Below are 17057 nucleotides of genomic sequence, written 5' to 3'. Positions count from 1 at the left end.
AAAGGGTTGAATCACGATGCAAATCAAACTTCCAAAGCCATTCTTTTTTGAAGAAGGAAACCGAGCTGTGTTATTATTACATGGTTTCACTGGGAATTCATCAGATGTAAGACAATTAGGCCGATTCTTACAGAAAAAAGGGTACACATCTTATGCGCCTCACTATGAGGGACATGCTGCACCCCCTGAAGAAATATTAAAATCCAGTCCTTTTGTATGGTTTAAAGAAGCATTAGACGGTTACGACTTTTTAGTCGAAAAAGGATACGATGAAATTGTAGTCGCTGGTTTGTCACTTGGTGGCTGCTATGCATTAAAATTAAGCTTAAACAGAGATGTAAAGGGTATTATAACTATGTGTTCACCTATGTACATTAAGACAGAAGGGTCTATGTTTGATGGTGTGCTAGAATATGCCCGCAATTTTAAAAAGTATGAAGGTAAAGATGAAACCACAATTAATAAAGAAATGGACGTTTTTCAACCTTCAGAAACTTTAAAAGAGCTTCAAGGACAAATCCAAGATGTAAGAGATCATGTGGACGAAGTAATGGATCCATTATTGGTCGTTCAAGCAGAACAAGACCAAATGATCAATACAGATTCTGCAAACATTATATACAATGAGAGCGAATCTGATGAGAAAGATATTAAATGGTATGCGAATTCCGGACATGTCATTACAATTGATAAAGAAAAAGAATTAGTATTTGAAGATGTATACCAATTTTTAGAATCATTAGATTGGTCTGAATAAAAATTATAGAATTATTTAAAAAAAGAAAGGAGGGGCATAATGAATTTAAAACCAGCCATTGAAGAAATTATTAAACAACCAGATTATGAACCCATGTCTGTATCTGATTTTCAAGACGCATTAGGTTTAAATAGTGCCGACTCATTTAGAGACTTAATTAAGGTGCTTGTTGAATTAGAACAAACAGGTTTAATTCAACGTACAAAAACAGATAGATATCAACGCAAGGAATCTAACAAATCCCAACAATCAAAATTGGTGAAGGGTAAACTAAGCCAGAATAAAAAAGGCTTTGCATTCTTACGTCCAGAAGAAGGTGAAATGGATGATATCTTTATCCCACCTACAAAAATTAATAGAGCCATGGACGGTGACACGGTCCTAGTAGAAGTACAAAATTCAAAAGGTGAACATAAAGGTAAGCTAGAAGGCGAAGTGAAATCGATAGAAACGCATTCAGTCACACAAGTGGTTGGTACGTTTAGCGAAGCACGCCATTTCGGTTTTGTATTACCAGATGATAAACGTATTATGCAAGACATCTTTATCGCCAAAGGACATAACTTAGGCGCTGTAGACGGTCATAAAGTACTTGTACAGATCACGAAGTACGCAGATGGTACAAACAATCCAGAAGGACAAGTTTCGGCTATATTAGGCCATAAAAATGATCCAGGGGTAGATATATTGTCAATTATCTATCAACATGGCATTGAAATTGAATTTCCAGACAATGTTTTAGCAGAAGCTGAAGCAGTGCCGGATGAAATTGAACCATCACAAATTGAAGGCCGTCGCGATTTACGTGATGAACTTACAATTACAATTGATGGCGCGGATGCAAAAGATTTAGATGATGCAATTGGTATTAAAAAGCTAAGCAATGGTCATACGCAATTGACAGTCAGTATCGCTGACGTTAGTTATTATGTTACTGAAGGATCAGCCTTAGATGAAGAAGCATATAGTCGAGCTACAAGTGTCTATTTAGTTGACCGTGTAATTCCTATGATTCCACACCGCTTAAGTAACGGTATATGTTCTTTAAATCCAGACGTTGACCGCTTAACATTAAGCTGTCGTATGGAGTTTAATGAACGTGGAGAAGTCGTTAATCATGAGATTTTTGATAGTGTGATACATTCAAATTATCGTATGACATATGATGAAGTGAATGAAATCATTACAGATCAAAATGCAGACACACGTGAAAAATTCAGTGAAGTCACACCAATGTTAGACTTAGCACAAGATCTATCACAACGCTTAGTTAACATGAGAAGACGTCGTGGAGAAATCGACTTCGATATTAGTGAAGCAAAAGTAATCGTTAATGAAGAAGGTATCCCAACAGATGTAGAATTAAGAAAACGTGGTGAAGGAGAACGCTTAATCGAGTCATTTATGCTTGCAGCAAATGAAACGATAGCAGAACACTTCGATCACTTAGAAGTACCATTCATATACCGTGTTCACGAACAACCAAAATCAGAACGTTTACGCAAGTTCTTTGATTTTATTACGAATTTTGGACTAATGATTCAAGGTACAGGAGAAGAAATCCATCCTTCAACATTACAAAAGATTCAACAAGAAGTTGAAGGCCAACCAGAACAAATGGTTATCTCAACAATGATGTTACGTTCAATGCAACAAGCACGCTATGATGATGTAAACTTAGGACACTTTGGCTTATCAGCTGAATACTATACACATTTCACATCACCAATACGTAGATATCCTGATTTAATCGTACATAGATTAATACGTAAATATATTGTAGAACAATCTATGAACAATAAAGAGAAGTCAAAATGGGAAGCACTGTTACCAGAAATTGCTGATCATACATCTCAAAGAGAACGTAGAGCGATTGAAGCAGAACGTGATACAGATGAACTTAAAAAATCAGAATATATGGTACAACATGTTGGCGAAGAATTCGAAGGTATTATAAGTTCAGTTGCTAATTTTGGTATGTTTGTGGAATTACCAAATACGATTGAAGGCATGGTACACGTTTCGAATATGACAGACGATTTTTACCATTTCGATGAACGTCAAATGGCAATGATTGGTGAACGTCAGGCTAAAGTGTTCCGTATAGGCGACCCAGTTCAAATTAAAGTCATCAACGTGGACGTAGATGAGCGCATGATTGATTTCCAAATCGTTGGTATGCCGTTACCTAAAAATGAACGCAGTCAAAGACCTTCACGTGGTAAGACAATCCAAGCGAATCCTCGTGGCAAATCATCAGATAAATCTAAAGGTGATAGCAAGGATAAAACGAAACACAAACAACGCAGAGGTAAAAATCAGCGTAACAACGATAAATCAAATAGTGGTAATACAAAACACAAACCATTTTATAAAGATAAAAATGTGAAAAATAAAGCACGTAAGAAGAAAAAATAACTCAACAAAGAGGTGAAACTCAATGCCAAAGAAAAAATCACCAGGAACACTAGCTGAAAATCGTAAAGCCAGACATGATTACGTCATTGAAGATACGATTGAAGCGGGCATTGTGTTACAAGGGACTGAGATTAAGTCAATTCGTCGTGGCAGTGCCAATCTTAAAGATAGTTATGCGCAAGTTAATCGCGGTGAAATGTATCTTAATAATATGCATATTGCCCCATACGAAGAAGGCAATCGCTTTAACCATGATCCTCGCCGTTCACGTAAACTTTTATTGCACAAACGTCAAATTGAAAAATTAGGTGAGCGTACGAGAGAAGTAGGTTATTCGATTGTGCCATTGAAACTCTATTTAAAACATGGACACTGTAAAGTATTGCTAGGTGTTGCACGTGGTAAGAAAAATTACGATAAGCGACAAGCATTGAAAGATAAAGCAGTAAAACGTGATATGGATAGAGCAATGAAAGACCGTTATTAAGCGGATATATTGCCAAAGACCCTGATCTTTGGTAATATAATATGTGCTTTCTAAAAAGCTGAGCGATAAGCGTGAAGTGGACAGGAAGTGCATTTTATACTATTTAGGGGGCGTTTTTGGATTCGACAGGGGTACCATGAGCAGGTTAAGCGTGTCGGAGGGTTGTCTCCGTCACTAACACACACAGTTATAATAACTGGCAAAGAAAACAATAATTTCGCAGTAGCTGCGTAATAGCACTCTGCATCGCCTAACGACATCTCCTATGTGCCGTTAACCGCGATTCAACCTTTAGTAGGATACGCTAGGCACTGCCGTTTGAAGTCTGCCTAGAAGAGATTAATCAAACTAGCATAATGATGGCCGTCTATCACTTACCATTATGCGAAACTCAATGATAGACTACACACGTAGAAAGATCTGTATCAGGACCTCTGGACGCGGGTTCGAATCCCGCCGTCTCCACTATGTAGCCTTTAACCCTTGTGGTTAAGGGCTTTTTATTTTTGTTGCCCCAATATTGCCCCAGTTTTGCCCCAAGCAATAAAAAAACTTCGTCCAACAGTTGGACAAAGTCATAAATATTTTATTATTTCTTTTTGAGTGGAAGGGTACAAATGCCCATAGCGTGATGTTACTTCTTCTGTAGATGAATGACCTAATCGCTGCGCTATAATCATAGGACTAGCACCATGATTGACAAGCATTGAAGCATGGCTATGTCTTAGTTCGTGGATAACAATACGTGGGAAAGTTTCACCGTCAGGCAATGTTTCATCAAGCTTTTTAAGTGTACCAGTAAACCATCTATCAATAGCACTTTCACTAAATGCTTTAAAAAATGTGCCAAATAGTACATAATTAGATTTATAAATATTATTATCTTTATACCAAATTAAATATTCTTGTAAGTCGTCCATCATGTGAGCAGGTAAGTATATATCACGTGTGGACGCTTTCGTTTTAGGGGCTGTCACGATACCGTGATAGTCCGTTTTGTTTATATGGATATAATCATCGTCAAAGTTTACATCGTCCCATGTGAGCGCTCTAATCTCTCCCTTACGTGCGCCACTCATGAATAATAGCTTGAAAAATACTTTTTGTTGCAAATTAGGCAGCATATTGTGAAATTGATTGAATTGTTCTAACGTCCAGTAATTTAAGCGTTTCTGTGTCTCAATCTCAAAATTACCTACTAATGATGCAACGTTTTGTTTTAGATCATGATACTTCATAGCATGGTTAAGTATAGATACTAGAAACACGTGCATTTTCTTCAAATATTCTGCAGAACGTCCTTCTTTCATCTTCTTATTTTGAAACTTCATAATGTCTTGCGTTGTCATGTTGAATACGTCCATTGATTTAAAGAATGGTAATAAATGATTAATGGTATGTGTCTTAAGTGATTTTAAACTTGATGCTTTACGACGTGCAGAATACCACTCAACATACTCTTGTACCAATTCATCGAACGGTAATTGATTAATCTTACCAATACCCTCTAATTCGTCCATATAAGCGTTACATGCCTTCACAGCTTCTTTACGTTGCTTATATCCAGTACGTTTAATTTCTTTGCGTTCTCCCGTTTTCTCATAGTATTTGATACGGAAGTAATATGTACCACGTTTAGCATCTTTATAGATGTTGTGGGATAGTTTTAAGTCGTGTTGCAATTTTAATCACTCTTTTCAGGTTTTTCATATACAGCAATACCATAACGAGTTTGAAAAAGAACTTCAATTTGTTCTTTCATGTTTTCGATATCTTGAAGCAATGGTTCTTTATCTTCAGTGATGTAATAAATACGATTGTAATCATTATATTGTTTTAAAATTCCAGTTATTATGGCGAGGTCATTTCCTGTGGAGTTCCTTAGGAAATTTAACGCTGCTGATAAAAATATCTCTTCTGTATAACCTAATTCCATCGAGAGAATTTCCTTTAAATCGTTATCAATTTCTCCCCTGAATTTCTTTCTAGATTCTTTAAAACTATTCTGTGATTTTTCCCAACTCTTTTTGAGTTCATCCTCAGATAAATCAGTCAGTGTTTTCTTTCCTGTAGTTAAATATGTGTCGGAAACATCGAGACCATAAGTAATACTTTTCAAAAATTCACGGGAAGGTTTTTCTCTTTTTCCATTTTCAACTTGCGAAATGTAGCCAGCAGAAAAGCCGGTTTTCTTGCTCAATTCTTCTAAAGTTATCTTTTTTTCTTTCCTTATTTTTTTGATATTTTGTCCTATATCCATTGTTACACCTCATTTTTCTTTGCTTTAAGAGTACCATTAATTTTAACTGCAGTAAATTTTTATTTGACAATTTTTTTTAGCTATGGTTAAATTTAGCTATAGCAAATATTTGCTGCAGTTAAAAAGGAGGTTTTAAGTATGAGCAATATGAAAGATTTGAGAATTAATAAAAATCTAAAGCAGAAAGAATTAGCTAGGATTACAGGTTTAAGTACAGCGGCAATTTCATTGTTTGAAAATAATAAGACAACACCATCAATGAATAGTGCCTATAAAATTGCGAAGGCTTTAGATGTTTCACTAGAAAATCTTTTTCCGCTAAATGTAGAAATTTATTTAAAAGAGGAGGCAAAATAAAATGAAAAAACTAGCATATCCCCATCTTTATATTCAACGTAAGGAACATGGTCATAATCAGGCTTTCGTTGCTCATAAGTTAGGTATCTCAAAAGAAAGATATTCTTTGAAAGAGCTAAACAAAGCCAACTTCACGCTCCCAGAAGCTAAAATTTTATCTGAATTATATGAAATGCCTATAGACCAACTTTTCAGTAATTCAATAACAGTAGGATCATAAAAGGAGGAAAAGAAATGAATAAACAAATTTTTGGCAATGAAGAAATGAGGTTCATTGAGAAGGACGGGGAACATTGGGCAGTAGCAAGTGATGTTGCGAAGGTATTAGGATATTCACATGCACCGCATATGACTAGGCTATTAGATGAATCAGAGAAGGCTGTCCATAATGTGGACACCTTAAAAGGTAAACAAAAAGCTGTAATTATTTCTGAAGTAGGTATATACGAAGCGATATTTAATAGTCGTAAGCTCGAAGCAAAAGAATTCAAAAATTGGGTCAAACAGATATTGAAAGAATTAAGACATGCTAGTGGCTTAGAATCATATGAAGTATTCCGTATGTTAGATAAGGAACATCAAAAGAAAGCGATGCAGGTGTTACGTGGTGCATTAGAAAGTGATAAGCCTATTAATTTTATTAAAGCTAACACAATCGCAAATAAAGCCGTTTCTACAGCGTTTGGCTATGAAAAGATGATTGGTAAGGACGATATGACGCCAGCGATGTTAGAAGTACGTCAGGTCATCTTAGATGATGTTGTGAAATTAACCGAAGCTAAAAGCAATTTTAACTTAGACATTAAAGTAAGTAAAAGTATCTATGATAAGTACGGGGTGAAATCATGAAATTATTTGGAATTTTGATCACAGCAAGCTCATTGACTTCATTTGCAGTAGGTTATGTGACAGAAGATATATTTAATAGTTTGGCTTTATACACACCACTAGCGTTTACATCATGGGCTATAACAGAATGGTTTAACGATAGAAAAATTAAAAAACAATTATTGGAGGATTAGGGAAATGAATAATGATATTTTAAATGCTTTTGAAGAAATGGTGAGTGCTTCTAATAAAGTTTATTCCTTAAATGGAGAGATGAACAGACTTTCAGAGTTAGTAGGTGTATTAAGTGAAAAAGTAAAAGCCTATAGAGAAGAAGGAGATAATTTAGGAGCGAATGCAATAGCGAATATCGCATTAGATGATATTGAACCAGAAATTAATTGTTTGTATGAAGATTTTCATAAATCGATAAAAGGATTCGAGCAGAAAGCGAAACGACTTAAAAATGTTTGTGCCTTTTACGGTATAAATGTTCAGTTAGGCAAAGATAATAAAATTATTAATTTTTATAAGGAGAGTAAATAATATGTTATACACAGAAAAAGTACAAGAAAACCTTGAGTTTGCAGATTTGAGAAATAAGGTACAAGCCGTATTGGACTACCTTGGAATGGAATCATCAGAATTAGAAGATGAAAGAGAATATGCAGTCAAGAAGAATCAGCCTATATATCACCAAGCTATTAATAACAACATTAAGCAAATTTATATTGTTTCAAGCACTTTACAAGCGATTAGAACAGATATTGAGAACATGCACGATGATATTCAAGAGAATGTTAAGCAAGAAAAAAACGCATTATCTACTGCCGACCAAAGCGAAGATAACGCGTAAGTGAATTTTATAAAACAAGCGTGGAATGGGCTTATTTATATATTAATTATACCATTTCGCGCCTTGCTTTTATAGTAGGAGGGGCAAATTCAATGGGATTTAATCAAATAAAATTACAAAACGACTTTAAAATAAATGTAGTTAAATATAAAAATTTATCTGCTGAATCATTTGAAAGTGCAGACGAGCATTTTTGGAGTGATTGGCTCAATACATTACAGACTGTTAGAAATAACGACTATAAATATAAACGTGGTACCGTCATTTACGGTGATGTTAAAGATGGTGAAAAAGATGACCGTATCATTAAAAAGCAAAGGAACGATGCTAATATTTTGTACCGTTCAGTCCTAGCACTTGATTATGATGATATAACTGATTTCAAAGGATTAAACGATACCATTCATAAGCAATTAGAGGGCTATTCGTGGGCATTCCACACAACTTATAACCACACTACAGATAAACCACGTATACGCCTTATGGTGCCTGTAAATGAGCCTGTGAGTGCAGATGATTATAGGAAGTACACGCGAGCGCTCGCTCGTAAAATAGGTTACAAGATTGATGAAGGTAGTTATCAACCATCAAGAGCTATGGCATTACCAGTGAGGCCAGATAAGAATATACCATTTATTTTTAAATATAACGATGCACCTGCTATAACTAACGATGATTTAAATGAGTTGTCGACAGCTGTCGAAAACACTAAAAAAGACAAACCAATTACCGTTAATTACTCAAACCAATATAAAAAACGTGATTCATCTTATTGGAGTGATCTTGCGTTTGGTGTTGGCGAAGGTGAACGCAATCAAGCGCTAGCTTCAATAAGTGGCTACCTATTACGCAGATATGTAGATGCACACCTTGTATATGGACTTGTGACAGCGTGGGGCAAATCATGTAATCCACCGATGGACGATGGGGAAATTAATAAAACATTTAACTCAATACTCAAAAAGCATATGAACAACTAGAGGGGGACGGGATATGACAGTAGTAACACAAGAAGATGTATTTGAAAATATGAATAAATTACAAGAAATTAACCAACAAGAAAATTGGCAAAGTGAGTTAGTAACTAATAAAAGTGGTACTGGGTACGCTAAATACTTTCGTAATGGTGAGTTGATTCTTGAAAATGATGAAAATGTAAAGGATTTAATTCAATATGATTTGATGGAATATAGGATTAAATTGAAACGTTTTCCTTATTGGCGTAAAAAAAGCGATGAGCGTTATTATTGGTTAGATTATGATTCTAGTGAAATGCAACGTCATTTTGAGACAAATTACGGTATTGATTTTTCAGATGATAAAATTCTGAAAATGGTTATGCACGAAGCATATGCTAACAGTTATCACCCTATTCATTCGATGATTGAATCAAAAGAATGGGACGGCGTAAAAAGAGTCGATGAATTGTTAATAAAATATCTAGGTGCAGATGATACGAAATATGTGCGTTCGGTAACTCGTAAAACATTAGTGGGGGCTGTAGCACGTGTTTATAAACCTGGGTGTAAATTTGATACTGTATTAACGATGATGGGTGGTCAAGGGTTAGGAAAGTCAGAATTATGTAAGAGATTAGGAGGGGGTTATTACAATCCTTCCATTGGAAAGTTGAAAGATGATGAAGATAAGAAAAAGTTACAGGGTAGTTGGATTTGTGAACTTGAAGAACTAGAAGCATTGAAAAAATCTACTACAGGTGAAGCTAAGGCTTTTATTAGTACACCTATAGACTATTACCGTTCTTCTTATGGCCGATTAGTTGAACCGCACCCTAGACAATGTATTTTTATAGGAACAACTAACGATGCTGAATTTTTAAAAGATAGTACAGGAAATAGGAGGTTTTTACCAGTAGTCGTGGGCCAAAATAAAAATACTGGTGATTTATTTGAGGATATGACTTCTGAATTTGTACAACAGCTTTGGGCCGAATCTAAGTATTATTATGATAAAGGTGAAAGTTTAATTCTTGATGAAAAAGATTCTGAAACAGCCTTAATGCTACAAGAATCTCATACAGAGGCAGACCCTTATCAAGGGATTGTTGAGCAAATGATTAAGAAACCTATACCATCAGATTATTGGTATAGATCTTTAGATGAAAAGCGCTGGGTCATGGGGGAATATATAGAAACAGACTATATAAAAACTTATGCCGATGGTAAAACAATAGAATTAAAAAATAGTAGACCTGGATCTTACGAGTGGCGAGATAAAGTATCTGCTCATGAAATTTGGCATATAGCTTTAAAAAACGATAGAATCCCTAAACGCAGTGAGTTGAGACAAATAAATGAAACTTTAAGAAATAGTATATATACCACGCAAGAGCATGACAAATTAAGGTTTGGTGACGGTATAGGTAGAGTTAAAGGCTTCACAGTAAATTTAAAATCATATCATGAAGAATTACACGATGATAAAAAGTAACCGTCACTCTGTCACTGTATCAAAAAGTCTAGGGTGACACCTTGAGTGACAGGCAAAACATTGATATACCAACGTTTATAGGGTCACTGTCACTCTGTCACTGTAATAAGTAGGCTAAAAGTTTAAAAAAATAATACAAGAATGTATATATATTTGAAAGTCTGGGGTTTTTTAGGGTGACACGGTGACACTTGAGGCTAAACGCATGTGGCTCTAAGGGTTAACCCGTCACTCTACACAAATTTTAAAAGGGACTGTCACTTTACTAGGGTGACAGCATAAGATATTAGGAGGACAACAATGAATAAAAATAATATTAAACAAAAAGTATTTGAATATGTAGATGGTCATGAAGAAACATCGTTTGTAGAAATCGAAAGGATATTTGATGAACACGGTTTCGATTATGAAGGCGATCTATCTTTGACAGGTACGAATAATAAAACGCTCATATTCTGGATTGATTGGAATAAGGAAGCTATAGAAATCATTACAGAATTAATGGCCGAAGAAAAAATATATATGGACGCTTGTCAGCCTTTATATTACATCATTGATGGTAAGGGGATAGATTTACCAATACCGAAAAGAGCAGGTACGAAAAAACCACATTGGTTGCCTGTAGCATTTTCCACAAGTAAGCCAATATTAAATTAAATAACACTAAATTTAACCTCAAATGTAACACCGGTGAACCATATCACAGATATTCAAGATATTTTATATCTAAATAACGTATAAACCCTTGACAAACATGGAATTGTATACCCTGATGTGGTATAATATAGATGAATATAAGTATAAAAAGTATATCAAGTATAAAAATTAATAATAAGTAGGTGAGACAGTTTGCCAAAATGGATAGATAAAATGCTAGGACTAGAACAATATAAGGAACAACAAACGAAGAATTTTGAAATGTTAAGTGGTGGCTTTCAATCACTATCATCGTTTACAGGACAAGCATATGACAATGATATATACCGTTCAGCAGTAGATGCAATCGCACGACACGTTGCTAAGTTAAGTGGTAAGCATGTGATTGATAATTCTAAAAATGAAACGAAAAATTCTAAATTAAATAGATTATTACAAGATAGACCGAATCCATATATGAGTGGTTACGATTTCTTGTACAAGATTACAACACAATACTTTTTATACAATAACGCTTTTATATTAGTACAAAAGGATAATCGAGGTAACTTATCGGGGCTATACCCACTTACACCGAATAGTGTTGAGTTTGTGGTAGATGGTGCAGGCGAAGTATATATCAAATGTCTGTTCAAAGAAGGTAAGATTGTTCACTTCCATATATCAGAGGTGGCAATATTACGCCGACACTTTAACAGTAACGAGCTACTAGGCGATAGTAACGATGCGATTATGGGAGCCTTAGAATTGGCACATACGCAAAATCAAGGTCTGCAAGAAGCAATTAAAAACTCGGCTCAAATACGTGGCATTGTGAAATACAACCAAGCATTAAGTCCAAGTAAGTTAAAAGAAGCTAAAGAAGAATTTATGAATAATTATTTTTCAATGGCTAATAATGGCGGCGTGGTGCCAATAGATCAGTCAATGGATTACCAACCGTTAAATGTATCAGATGTGCAAATAGACACGTCACAGGTAGATGCAGTTAAACAAAAGATATACGACTATCTCGGTATTAATGAATCAATTGTGACTGGTAACTATAACGAAGACCAATGGCAAGCATTTTTCGAGTCTATCGTCGAACCTTTTGCGATACAAATATCATCAGAATTAACTGAAAAGATATTCAGTGAACGTGAGAAGGCGTTTGCGAATCGTATTGTATTTGAATCATCTAAATTACAGTATGCAAGTAATAAATCGAAAACGAATGTTATTAAAGAATTGTTACCGTTGGGCGTACTCACGATTAACCAAGCGTTGGATTTACTCAACTTACCTAATGTAGAAGATGGGGACGAACGTATACAGTCACTTAATTATATTGAAAAGACGCTAGCTAAGAATTACCAAATGGGAGATAAGGGGGATAACACCGATGAAGGAAATTAGATCAGCAGAAATACAAACTGATTCTCAAAATGGGGAGATGGTACTTGAGGGTACACCAATTGTCTTTGATAAACCAGCACTTATTAAGACACCTACAGGCACATATACAGAAGTAATTAAACGTAGTGCATTAGATGGCTTAAAGCTCAATGATACAAGGTTGTTAGTGTCACATGATATGAATCGAATACCATTAGCAAAGTCACCTAAGACAATGGAATTATGGACTGATGAGGTTGGTTTGCATATGAGGGCAACCTTACCAGATACAGAAGAAGCACGCTCTTGTTTTCAGGCAGTTAGCAGGGGCGATATGACAGGCATGTCTTTCGGATTTACATGTAGTAATCAAGGTAATGATTACGATGTGAATACTAGAACTAGAACAATTAATAAGATTGATAAAGTATTAGAGTTTTCCATTGTGAATTATCCAGCTTATCAAGAAGCTAGTGTGGAAGCTCGAAGTCAGATACAGAACGCAGAATTGCGTTTTGAACAATACCAAAAAGCTAAAATCAATTTAAATAAGTTATTTACAAAGGAGATTAAATAATATGTTCAATACAGTACAAGAAGCATTTAACCATTATAGAAACTCAAGTTTAGAAGAAATCGAAACACGTGCAGGCGAAATTAAAGGCACAATCGAGAATGACCCTGATGCAGATGTTACAAAATTAAATGTAGAAATCGAAGGCTTAAACCAAGCTAAAGCAAATATTCAAGATAAAGGAAATAATGAAGGTAAAGGAGATGGCAACGTGGAAAATCGTTCATACAACCCAATTACAGGTGGACAAATCAGAGGACAGCAAGAAATCAATAAGGATACTATTTTTGAATCTAACGAATATCGTTCAGCATTCTTTAAAACAATGTTAGGACAAGACTTATCAAATATCGAACAACGTGCATTTAATACAGCACAAGAGGTTGAAACACGTGCCGAAGGTTTTGCATCTTCAAGTAATTCAAGCGCAGTTTTACCAGAACAAACGTTAAATGAAGTAATTTCTAAAGCACGTAAACAAGGTGGATTAATTTCACATGTACGCAACTTTAATATTCCGACTAAGATTCGTATCCCAATTGGTACACCGTCATCAATGGCTAACTGGCACGTTGAGGGGCAAGAAGTACAAGCAGAACGCCCTGATACTGTGAATATTCAATTTGAAGGCAATGAGATTGTAAAAGTATTCTCAATCAGTGTGAAAGCTCAAACAATGAGTATTTCAGCATTTGAACAATATCTTGTTCAAGAATTAACGCAAGCAGTCGTGGAAACAATCGACTATGCACTTGTGAACGGTACAGGTACAGAACAAGGTCAAGGCATCTTAACTGGTATCACATGGGACACATCAAACACTGTAGAGCTTACAGGTGCATATACAGACTTCACAAAAGCATTAGCGTTAATGCAACGTGGATATAATGCAGGTGCTAAATTTGCTATGAGTAACGCAACTTTATATAACACTGTATACGGTGTGATGGACGCAAACCAACGCCCAATATTTATCCAAGATGCTCAAAATGAAAGTGTTGGCTATATCTTCGGCAAAGAGGTAATCCTAGATGACCATATCGAAGATGGCACGATTCTATTAGGTAACTTCCAATATGCAGGCTTTAACTTACCACAAGGCATTGCATTAGAGAAATCAACTGAATCATCATTCCGTAGTGGCTTGATTGACTTTAGAGCAATGGCTATTGCAGATTGTAAGCCATTAGTAGATGAAGCATTTGTTAAGTTAGCAGCAGCTACACCAGAAGTCTAATATATAACAGTTAGGGCATCAGTTAAAGCTGGTGTCCTTTCTTATAAGGAGTGAGTACATGATTATAACAATAGAAGAAGGGCGCAATGCTTTGCGTATAGATGGTGATTACAATGATGATATTATAACGCCATTGATAGAATCGATACCAGACTACTTATACTTAACGACTGGTAAAGATTGGGACGATGGAGAACTATCGAATCCATTAGCACAAACAACAGCTAAGTTTATATTGCAGTTATGGTTCGACCCACAGACACAGGACAGTATGAGGCTTAAACGTACAATAGATGGCTTATTGGTATCATTAACAGCATTAGGACGCTCATACGATGGCTAGGAGTATAAACGAATCCTTTTACAAGTCCAGTAAGTGGGAGAAGTGCAGATACGGTTATATGTCGTCACAGCATTTTATATGCGAACGATGTGGAGGACTTGCGACAATTTGCCATCATAAAGTTTGGTTGAATCAATCCAATGCGAATGATCCAATGGTAACTTTGAATTGGGATAATCTCGAAGCATTATGTCAAGACTGCCATAACAGAGAGCATTTCCAAGTGTCAGCAACTCGTGAAGATTTAAAGTTTGATAGTAATGGAAACTTAACAAAGAAATAATTTATAAAAATAAAAATTAATTTTATGAAAATATTTAGTCCCCCCACTTTTAATTTTTGAAAAAGGTAGCTCGGGGAACGAGGTGGGGAGTTAATTTCTCCTCCACACGATATTTAGAATATTTAAAGGTATAAAAAGTATACTAAAAGGAGAATTATATGAAAAAATTATATAAATCAATTAACTTAGAAGATTTTAAAGCACAAATTGACCAAGAAGAAAACATCAATAAACCAGTGGCATATGATCTACTGGAAGAATTAACATTCATGAAAGAAACAATGGACGAGCTTAAAGCTACCGTACAGCTTCATGGTGCCACGTATATATTCAAACAGGGAGAACAAGAGTATCTCAAAGAAAACCCTGCTATGAAGTCTTACAATGCCACTGTGACGAAGTACAACGCAACACTAAAACAACTCTTATCCTTACTACCTGAACAGTCTGATGAATCCGATAAATTTATGGACTTTGTAAGCAATGCCTAATGAAAATACACCGTTTGATTCAGCTGAACTAAACGGATCAAACAACTACATTGAACAGTATTACCAAGAAATAGAAAGTGGTAATATTACTGTTTCAAATAGAGTTAAGAAACAATATCAGAAACTCGTTCAGGATATGAAAGACCACCCGAAATACAAATTTGATGAAGCTAAATCGAATCGAGCAATACAATTTATAGAAATGTTTTGTAGGCACTCAAAAGGTGAGTTAGCTGGTAAGCCTTTGATATTAGACTTATTCCAGAAAGCCTACATTTCGGCTCTCTTTGGATTTGTGGATAAAGAAACAGGCTACAGGCGTTACACTGAATCATTTTTCTTTGTCGGTCGTAAGAATGGTAAGACAACTATGTTGAGCGCAATTGCATTGTACATGATGATTGCAGACGGTGAAAGTGGCGCAGAAGTGTATTCTGTGGCATCTAAGCGTGACCAAGCAAATATACTATTCGACCAAGCACATGAAATGATTAAGCAAAGCCCTGATTTAAATAAAAATATTCGTAAGCGTAAGAGTGATTTATATTTCGCTCACAATTTCAGTAAGATGCAATCGTTAGGTAAAAATTCTAACTCACTTGATGGGCTTAATGCTCATCTTGTGGTTATTGACGAATTGCACTCAATCCAAGATAGAAATTTATACGAAGTAATGAAACAGTCACAGTCAGCACGTACACAGCCTTTACTAATCATGATTACAACAGCAGGCACACATCGTGGCACAATATTTGATGACTTGTACGAGTACGCTTGTAATGTGGTAGATGGTAATTTTGAAGATGATAATTTCTTGCCTATTATGTATGAGTTAGATCATAAGGCAGAATATAAAATGCCTGATAGATGGCAAAAGTCCAATCCTGCATTAGGTGTATCTAAAAAAGTTGATGACTTAGAGCGCAAGGTGGCACGTGCCAAGAATAATCCTAATGACTTAACGGGTATCTTAACAAAAGATTTCAATATACGTGAAGTAACCAATAGTGCATGGCTTACGTTTGAAGCTATCAATAACGAAAGTACATTTGATATTAAAGACTTTGCAGGTACTTATGCGATTGGAGGAGCAGACCTTTCAATCACTACAGATTTAAGTTGTGCCACATTATTATTTATAGACCCTGAAACTGAAATAAGATACGTTCATCAAATGTATTGGTTGCCTGAGGACAACCTCAGAAAGCGTGTAGACGAGGATAAGATACCGTATGACAAATGGCATGAACAGGGATTATTAAGGCTATGTAGTGGCAATACAATCGACTACAGCGACATCACAGACTGGTTCCTAGAAATGTTAAATGACTTTGATATTACGCCACTGTGGATATATTACGATAACTATTCGGCTAGGTATTGGGTAGATGAAATGGAAGCATACGGTTTTAAATTGGTTCGTACACCACAAGGGGCTAAAACATTAAGTTTACCAATGCAGAATATGGGCGCAGATTTAGAGAAGCATAAAATCAATTATAATAATAATCCAATATTGAAGTGGTGCTTGACTAATACAGGTGTAGAAACAGATAGGAACGGAAACATCGTACCTATTAAGAATCAATCACCAAAACGTAGAATAGATGGCACAGCGTCCATGTTAGATGCTTATGTAGGATTGTTTGATAGTTACGAGCAATTCTTGAGGGCGATGTAG

Annotated in this window: 21 protein-coding genes and 1 other RNA gene; 20 read left to right on the top strand and 2 right to left on the bottom strand. The window is 35.5% G+C overall.

Annotated elements, in window-relative coordinates:
* Positions 1 to 16 precede the first annotated feature (16 nt).
* The 4 genes from NSR03_RS08675 (at position 17) to ssrA (ending at position 4130) form a co-directional block, all read left to right on the top strand.
* On the top strand, positions 17 to 757 hold the full coding sequence (locus NSR03_RS08675) for an alpha/beta hydrolase (protein ID WP_002508248.1): 741 nt from the start codon (positions 17 to 19) through the stop codon (positions 755 to 757).
* A 39-nt stretch (positions 758 to 796) separates the two neighbouring features.
* On the top strand, positions 797 to 3175 hold the full coding sequence (rnr, locus tag NSR03_RS08670; RefSeq protein WP_069820710.1) for a ribonuclease R: 2379 nt from the start codon (positions 797 to 799) through the stop codon (positions 3173 to 3175).
* 22 nt (positions 3176 to 3197) lie between these two features.
* Positions 3198 to 3662 carry an SsrA-binding protein SmpB gene (smpB, locus tag NSR03_RS08665; RefSeq protein ID WP_002508246.1) on the top strand — a complete coding sequence of 155 codons (465 nt, stop codon included), beginning with the start codon at positions 3198 to 3200 and terminating at the stop codon, positions 3660 to 3662.
* Positions 3663 to 3768: 106 nt separating this feature from the next.
* Positions 3769 to 4130, top strand: a transfer-messenger RNA (tmRNA) gene (ssrA, locus tag NSR03_RS08660).
* Positions 4131 to 4237: 107 nt separating this feature from the next.
* Here the strand turns inward: ssrA and NSR03_RS08655 are convergent.
* Both NSR03_RS08655 and NSR03_RS08650 read right to left on the bottom strand, forming a co-directional pair.
* The gene (locus NSR03_RS08655; RefSeq protein WP_340719214.1) at positions 4238 to 5344 is read right to left on the bottom strand and encodes a tyrosine-type recombinase/integrase; all 1107 of its coding nucleotides are present in this window, start codon (positions 5342 to 5344) and stop codon (positions 4238 to 4240) included.
* Positions 5345 to 5346: 2 nt separating this feature from the next.
* Positions 5347 to 5922, bottom strand: a complete 576-nt coding sequence (locus NSR03_RS08650; protein ID WP_002512180.1) for a helix-turn-helix domain-containing protein — start codon at positions 5920 to 5922, stop codon at positions 5347 to 5349.
* A gap of 138 nt (positions 5923 to 6060) precedes the next feature.
* On the opposite strand from NSR03_RS08650, the gene NSR03_RS08645 reads away from it, so the two are divergent.
* The 16 genes from NSR03_RS08645 to NSR03_RS08570 all read left to right on the top strand — a co-directional run bounded on the left by NSR03_RS08645 (position 6061) and on the right by NSR03_RS08570 (position 17057).
* A complete protein-coding gene (locus NSR03_RS08645) occupies positions 6061 to 6279 on the top strand; it encodes a helix-turn-helix transcriptional regulator (protein ID WP_340719213.1) in 219 nt (72 codons plus the stop codon).
* Between the two features lies 1 nt (position 6280).
* Positions 6281 to 6499: a helix-turn-helix transcriptional regulator gene (locus NSR03_RS08640; protein WP_340719212.1), complete on the top strand. Its 219-nt coding sequence runs from the start codon at positions 6281 to 6283 to the stop codon at positions 6497 to 6499.
* 14 nt (positions 6500 to 6513) lie between these two features.
* Positions 6514 to 7128, top strand: coding sequence for a BRO-N domain-containing protein (locus tag NSR03_RS08635; RefSeq protein ID WP_340719211.1), 615 nt, complete (start codon positions 6514 to 6516; stop codon positions 7126 to 7128).
* Positions 7125 to 7301 (top strand): hypothetical protein, encoded by a 177-nt coding sequence (locus tag NSR03_RS08630; protein WP_340719210.1) that lies wholly within the window; start codon positions 7125 to 7127, stop codon positions 7299 to 7301. The genes NSR03_RS08635 and NSR03_RS08630 overlap by 4 nt, the downstream gene beginning before the upstream one ends.
* Before the next feature lie 4 nt (positions 7302 to 7305).
* Positions 7306 to 7653: a hypothetical protein gene (locus NSR03_RS08625; RefSeq protein WP_103301596.1), complete on the top strand. Its 348-nt coding sequence runs from the start codon at positions 7306 to 7308 to the stop codon at positions 7651 to 7653.
* A 1-nt stretch (position 7654) separates the two neighbouring features.
* A complete protein-coding gene (locus tag NSR03_RS08620) occupies positions 7655 to 7963 on the top strand; it encodes a hypothetical protein (RefSeq protein ID WP_340719209.1) in 309 nt (102 codons plus the stop codon).
* A 92-nt stretch (positions 7964 to 8055) separates the two neighbouring features.
* Entirely contained in the window at positions 8056 to 8943 is an 888-nt protein-coding gene (locus tag NSR03_RS08615; protein ID WP_340719208.1) for a primase alpha helix C-terminal domain-containing protein, read from the top strand.
* Positions 8944 to 8956: 13 nt separating this feature from the next.
* Positions 8957 to 10414, top strand: a complete 1458-nt coding sequence (locus NSR03_RS08610) for a virulence-associated E family protein (protein ID WP_340719207.1) — start codon at positions 8957 to 8959, stop codon at positions 10412 to 10414.
* Positions 10415 to 10714: 300 nt separating this feature from the next.
* Positions 10715 to 11071, top strand: a complete 357-nt coding sequence (locus NSR03_RS08605; RefSeq protein WP_340719206.1) for a pathogenicity island protein — start codon at positions 10715 to 10717, stop codon at positions 11069 to 11071.
* 192 nt (positions 11072 to 11263) lie between these two features.
* Entirely contained in the window at positions 11264 to 12469 is a 1206-nt protein-coding gene (locus NSR03_RS08600) for a phage portal protein (protein WP_340719205.1), read from the top strand.
* Positions 12456 to 13025: an HK97 family phage prohead protease gene (locus NSR03_RS08595; RefSeq protein ID WP_285322576.1), complete on the top strand. Its 570-nt coding sequence runs from the start codon at positions 12456 to 12458 to the stop codon at positions 13023 to 13025. Before NSR03_RS08600 ends, NSR03_RS08595 begins: the two co-directional genes overlap by 14 nt.
* A gap of 1 nt (position 13026) precedes the next feature.
* Positions 13027 to 14259, top strand: coding sequence for a phage major capsid protein (locus tag NSR03_RS08590; RefSeq protein ID WP_340719204.1), 1233 nt, complete (start codon positions 13027 to 13029; stop codon positions 14257 to 14259).
* Between the two features lie 58 nt (positions 14260 to 14317).
* Positions 14318 to 14602, top strand: a complete 285-nt coding sequence (locus NSR03_RS08585; protein WP_340719203.1) for a head-tail connector protein — start codon at positions 14318 to 14320, stop codon at positions 14600 to 14602.
* 58 nt (positions 14603 to 14660) lie between these two features.
* Positions 14661 to 14885 carry an HNH endonuclease gene (locus NSR03_RS08580; RefSeq protein ID WP_261701502.1) on the top strand — a complete coding sequence of 75 codons (225 nt, stop codon included), beginning with the start codon at positions 14661 to 14663 and terminating at the stop codon, positions 14883 to 14885.
* 158 nt (positions 14886 to 15043) lie between these two features.
* A complete protein-coding gene (locus NSR03_RS08575; protein ID WP_340719202.1) occupies positions 15044 to 15376 on the top strand; it encodes a hypothetical protein in 333 nt (110 codons plus the stop codon).
* The gene (locus NSR03_RS08570; RefSeq protein ID WP_340719201.1) at positions 15369 to 17057 is read left to right on the top strand and encodes a terminase large subunit; all 1689 of its coding nucleotides are present in this window, start codon (positions 15369 to 15371) and stop codon (positions 17055 to 17057) included. The genes NSR03_RS08575 and NSR03_RS08570 overlap by 8 nt, the downstream gene beginning before the upstream one ends.

Origin of the sequence: Staphylococcus sp. FSL W8-1207, assembly GCF_038003745.1 — a bacterium.
Classification (GTDB): domain Bacteria; phylum Bacillota; class Bacilli; order Staphylococcales; family Staphylococcaceae; genus Staphylococcus; species Staphylococcus equorum.
Note: the sequence above shows the minus strand (reverse complement) of the source record. Positions and strands in the feature narration are given on the sequence as shown.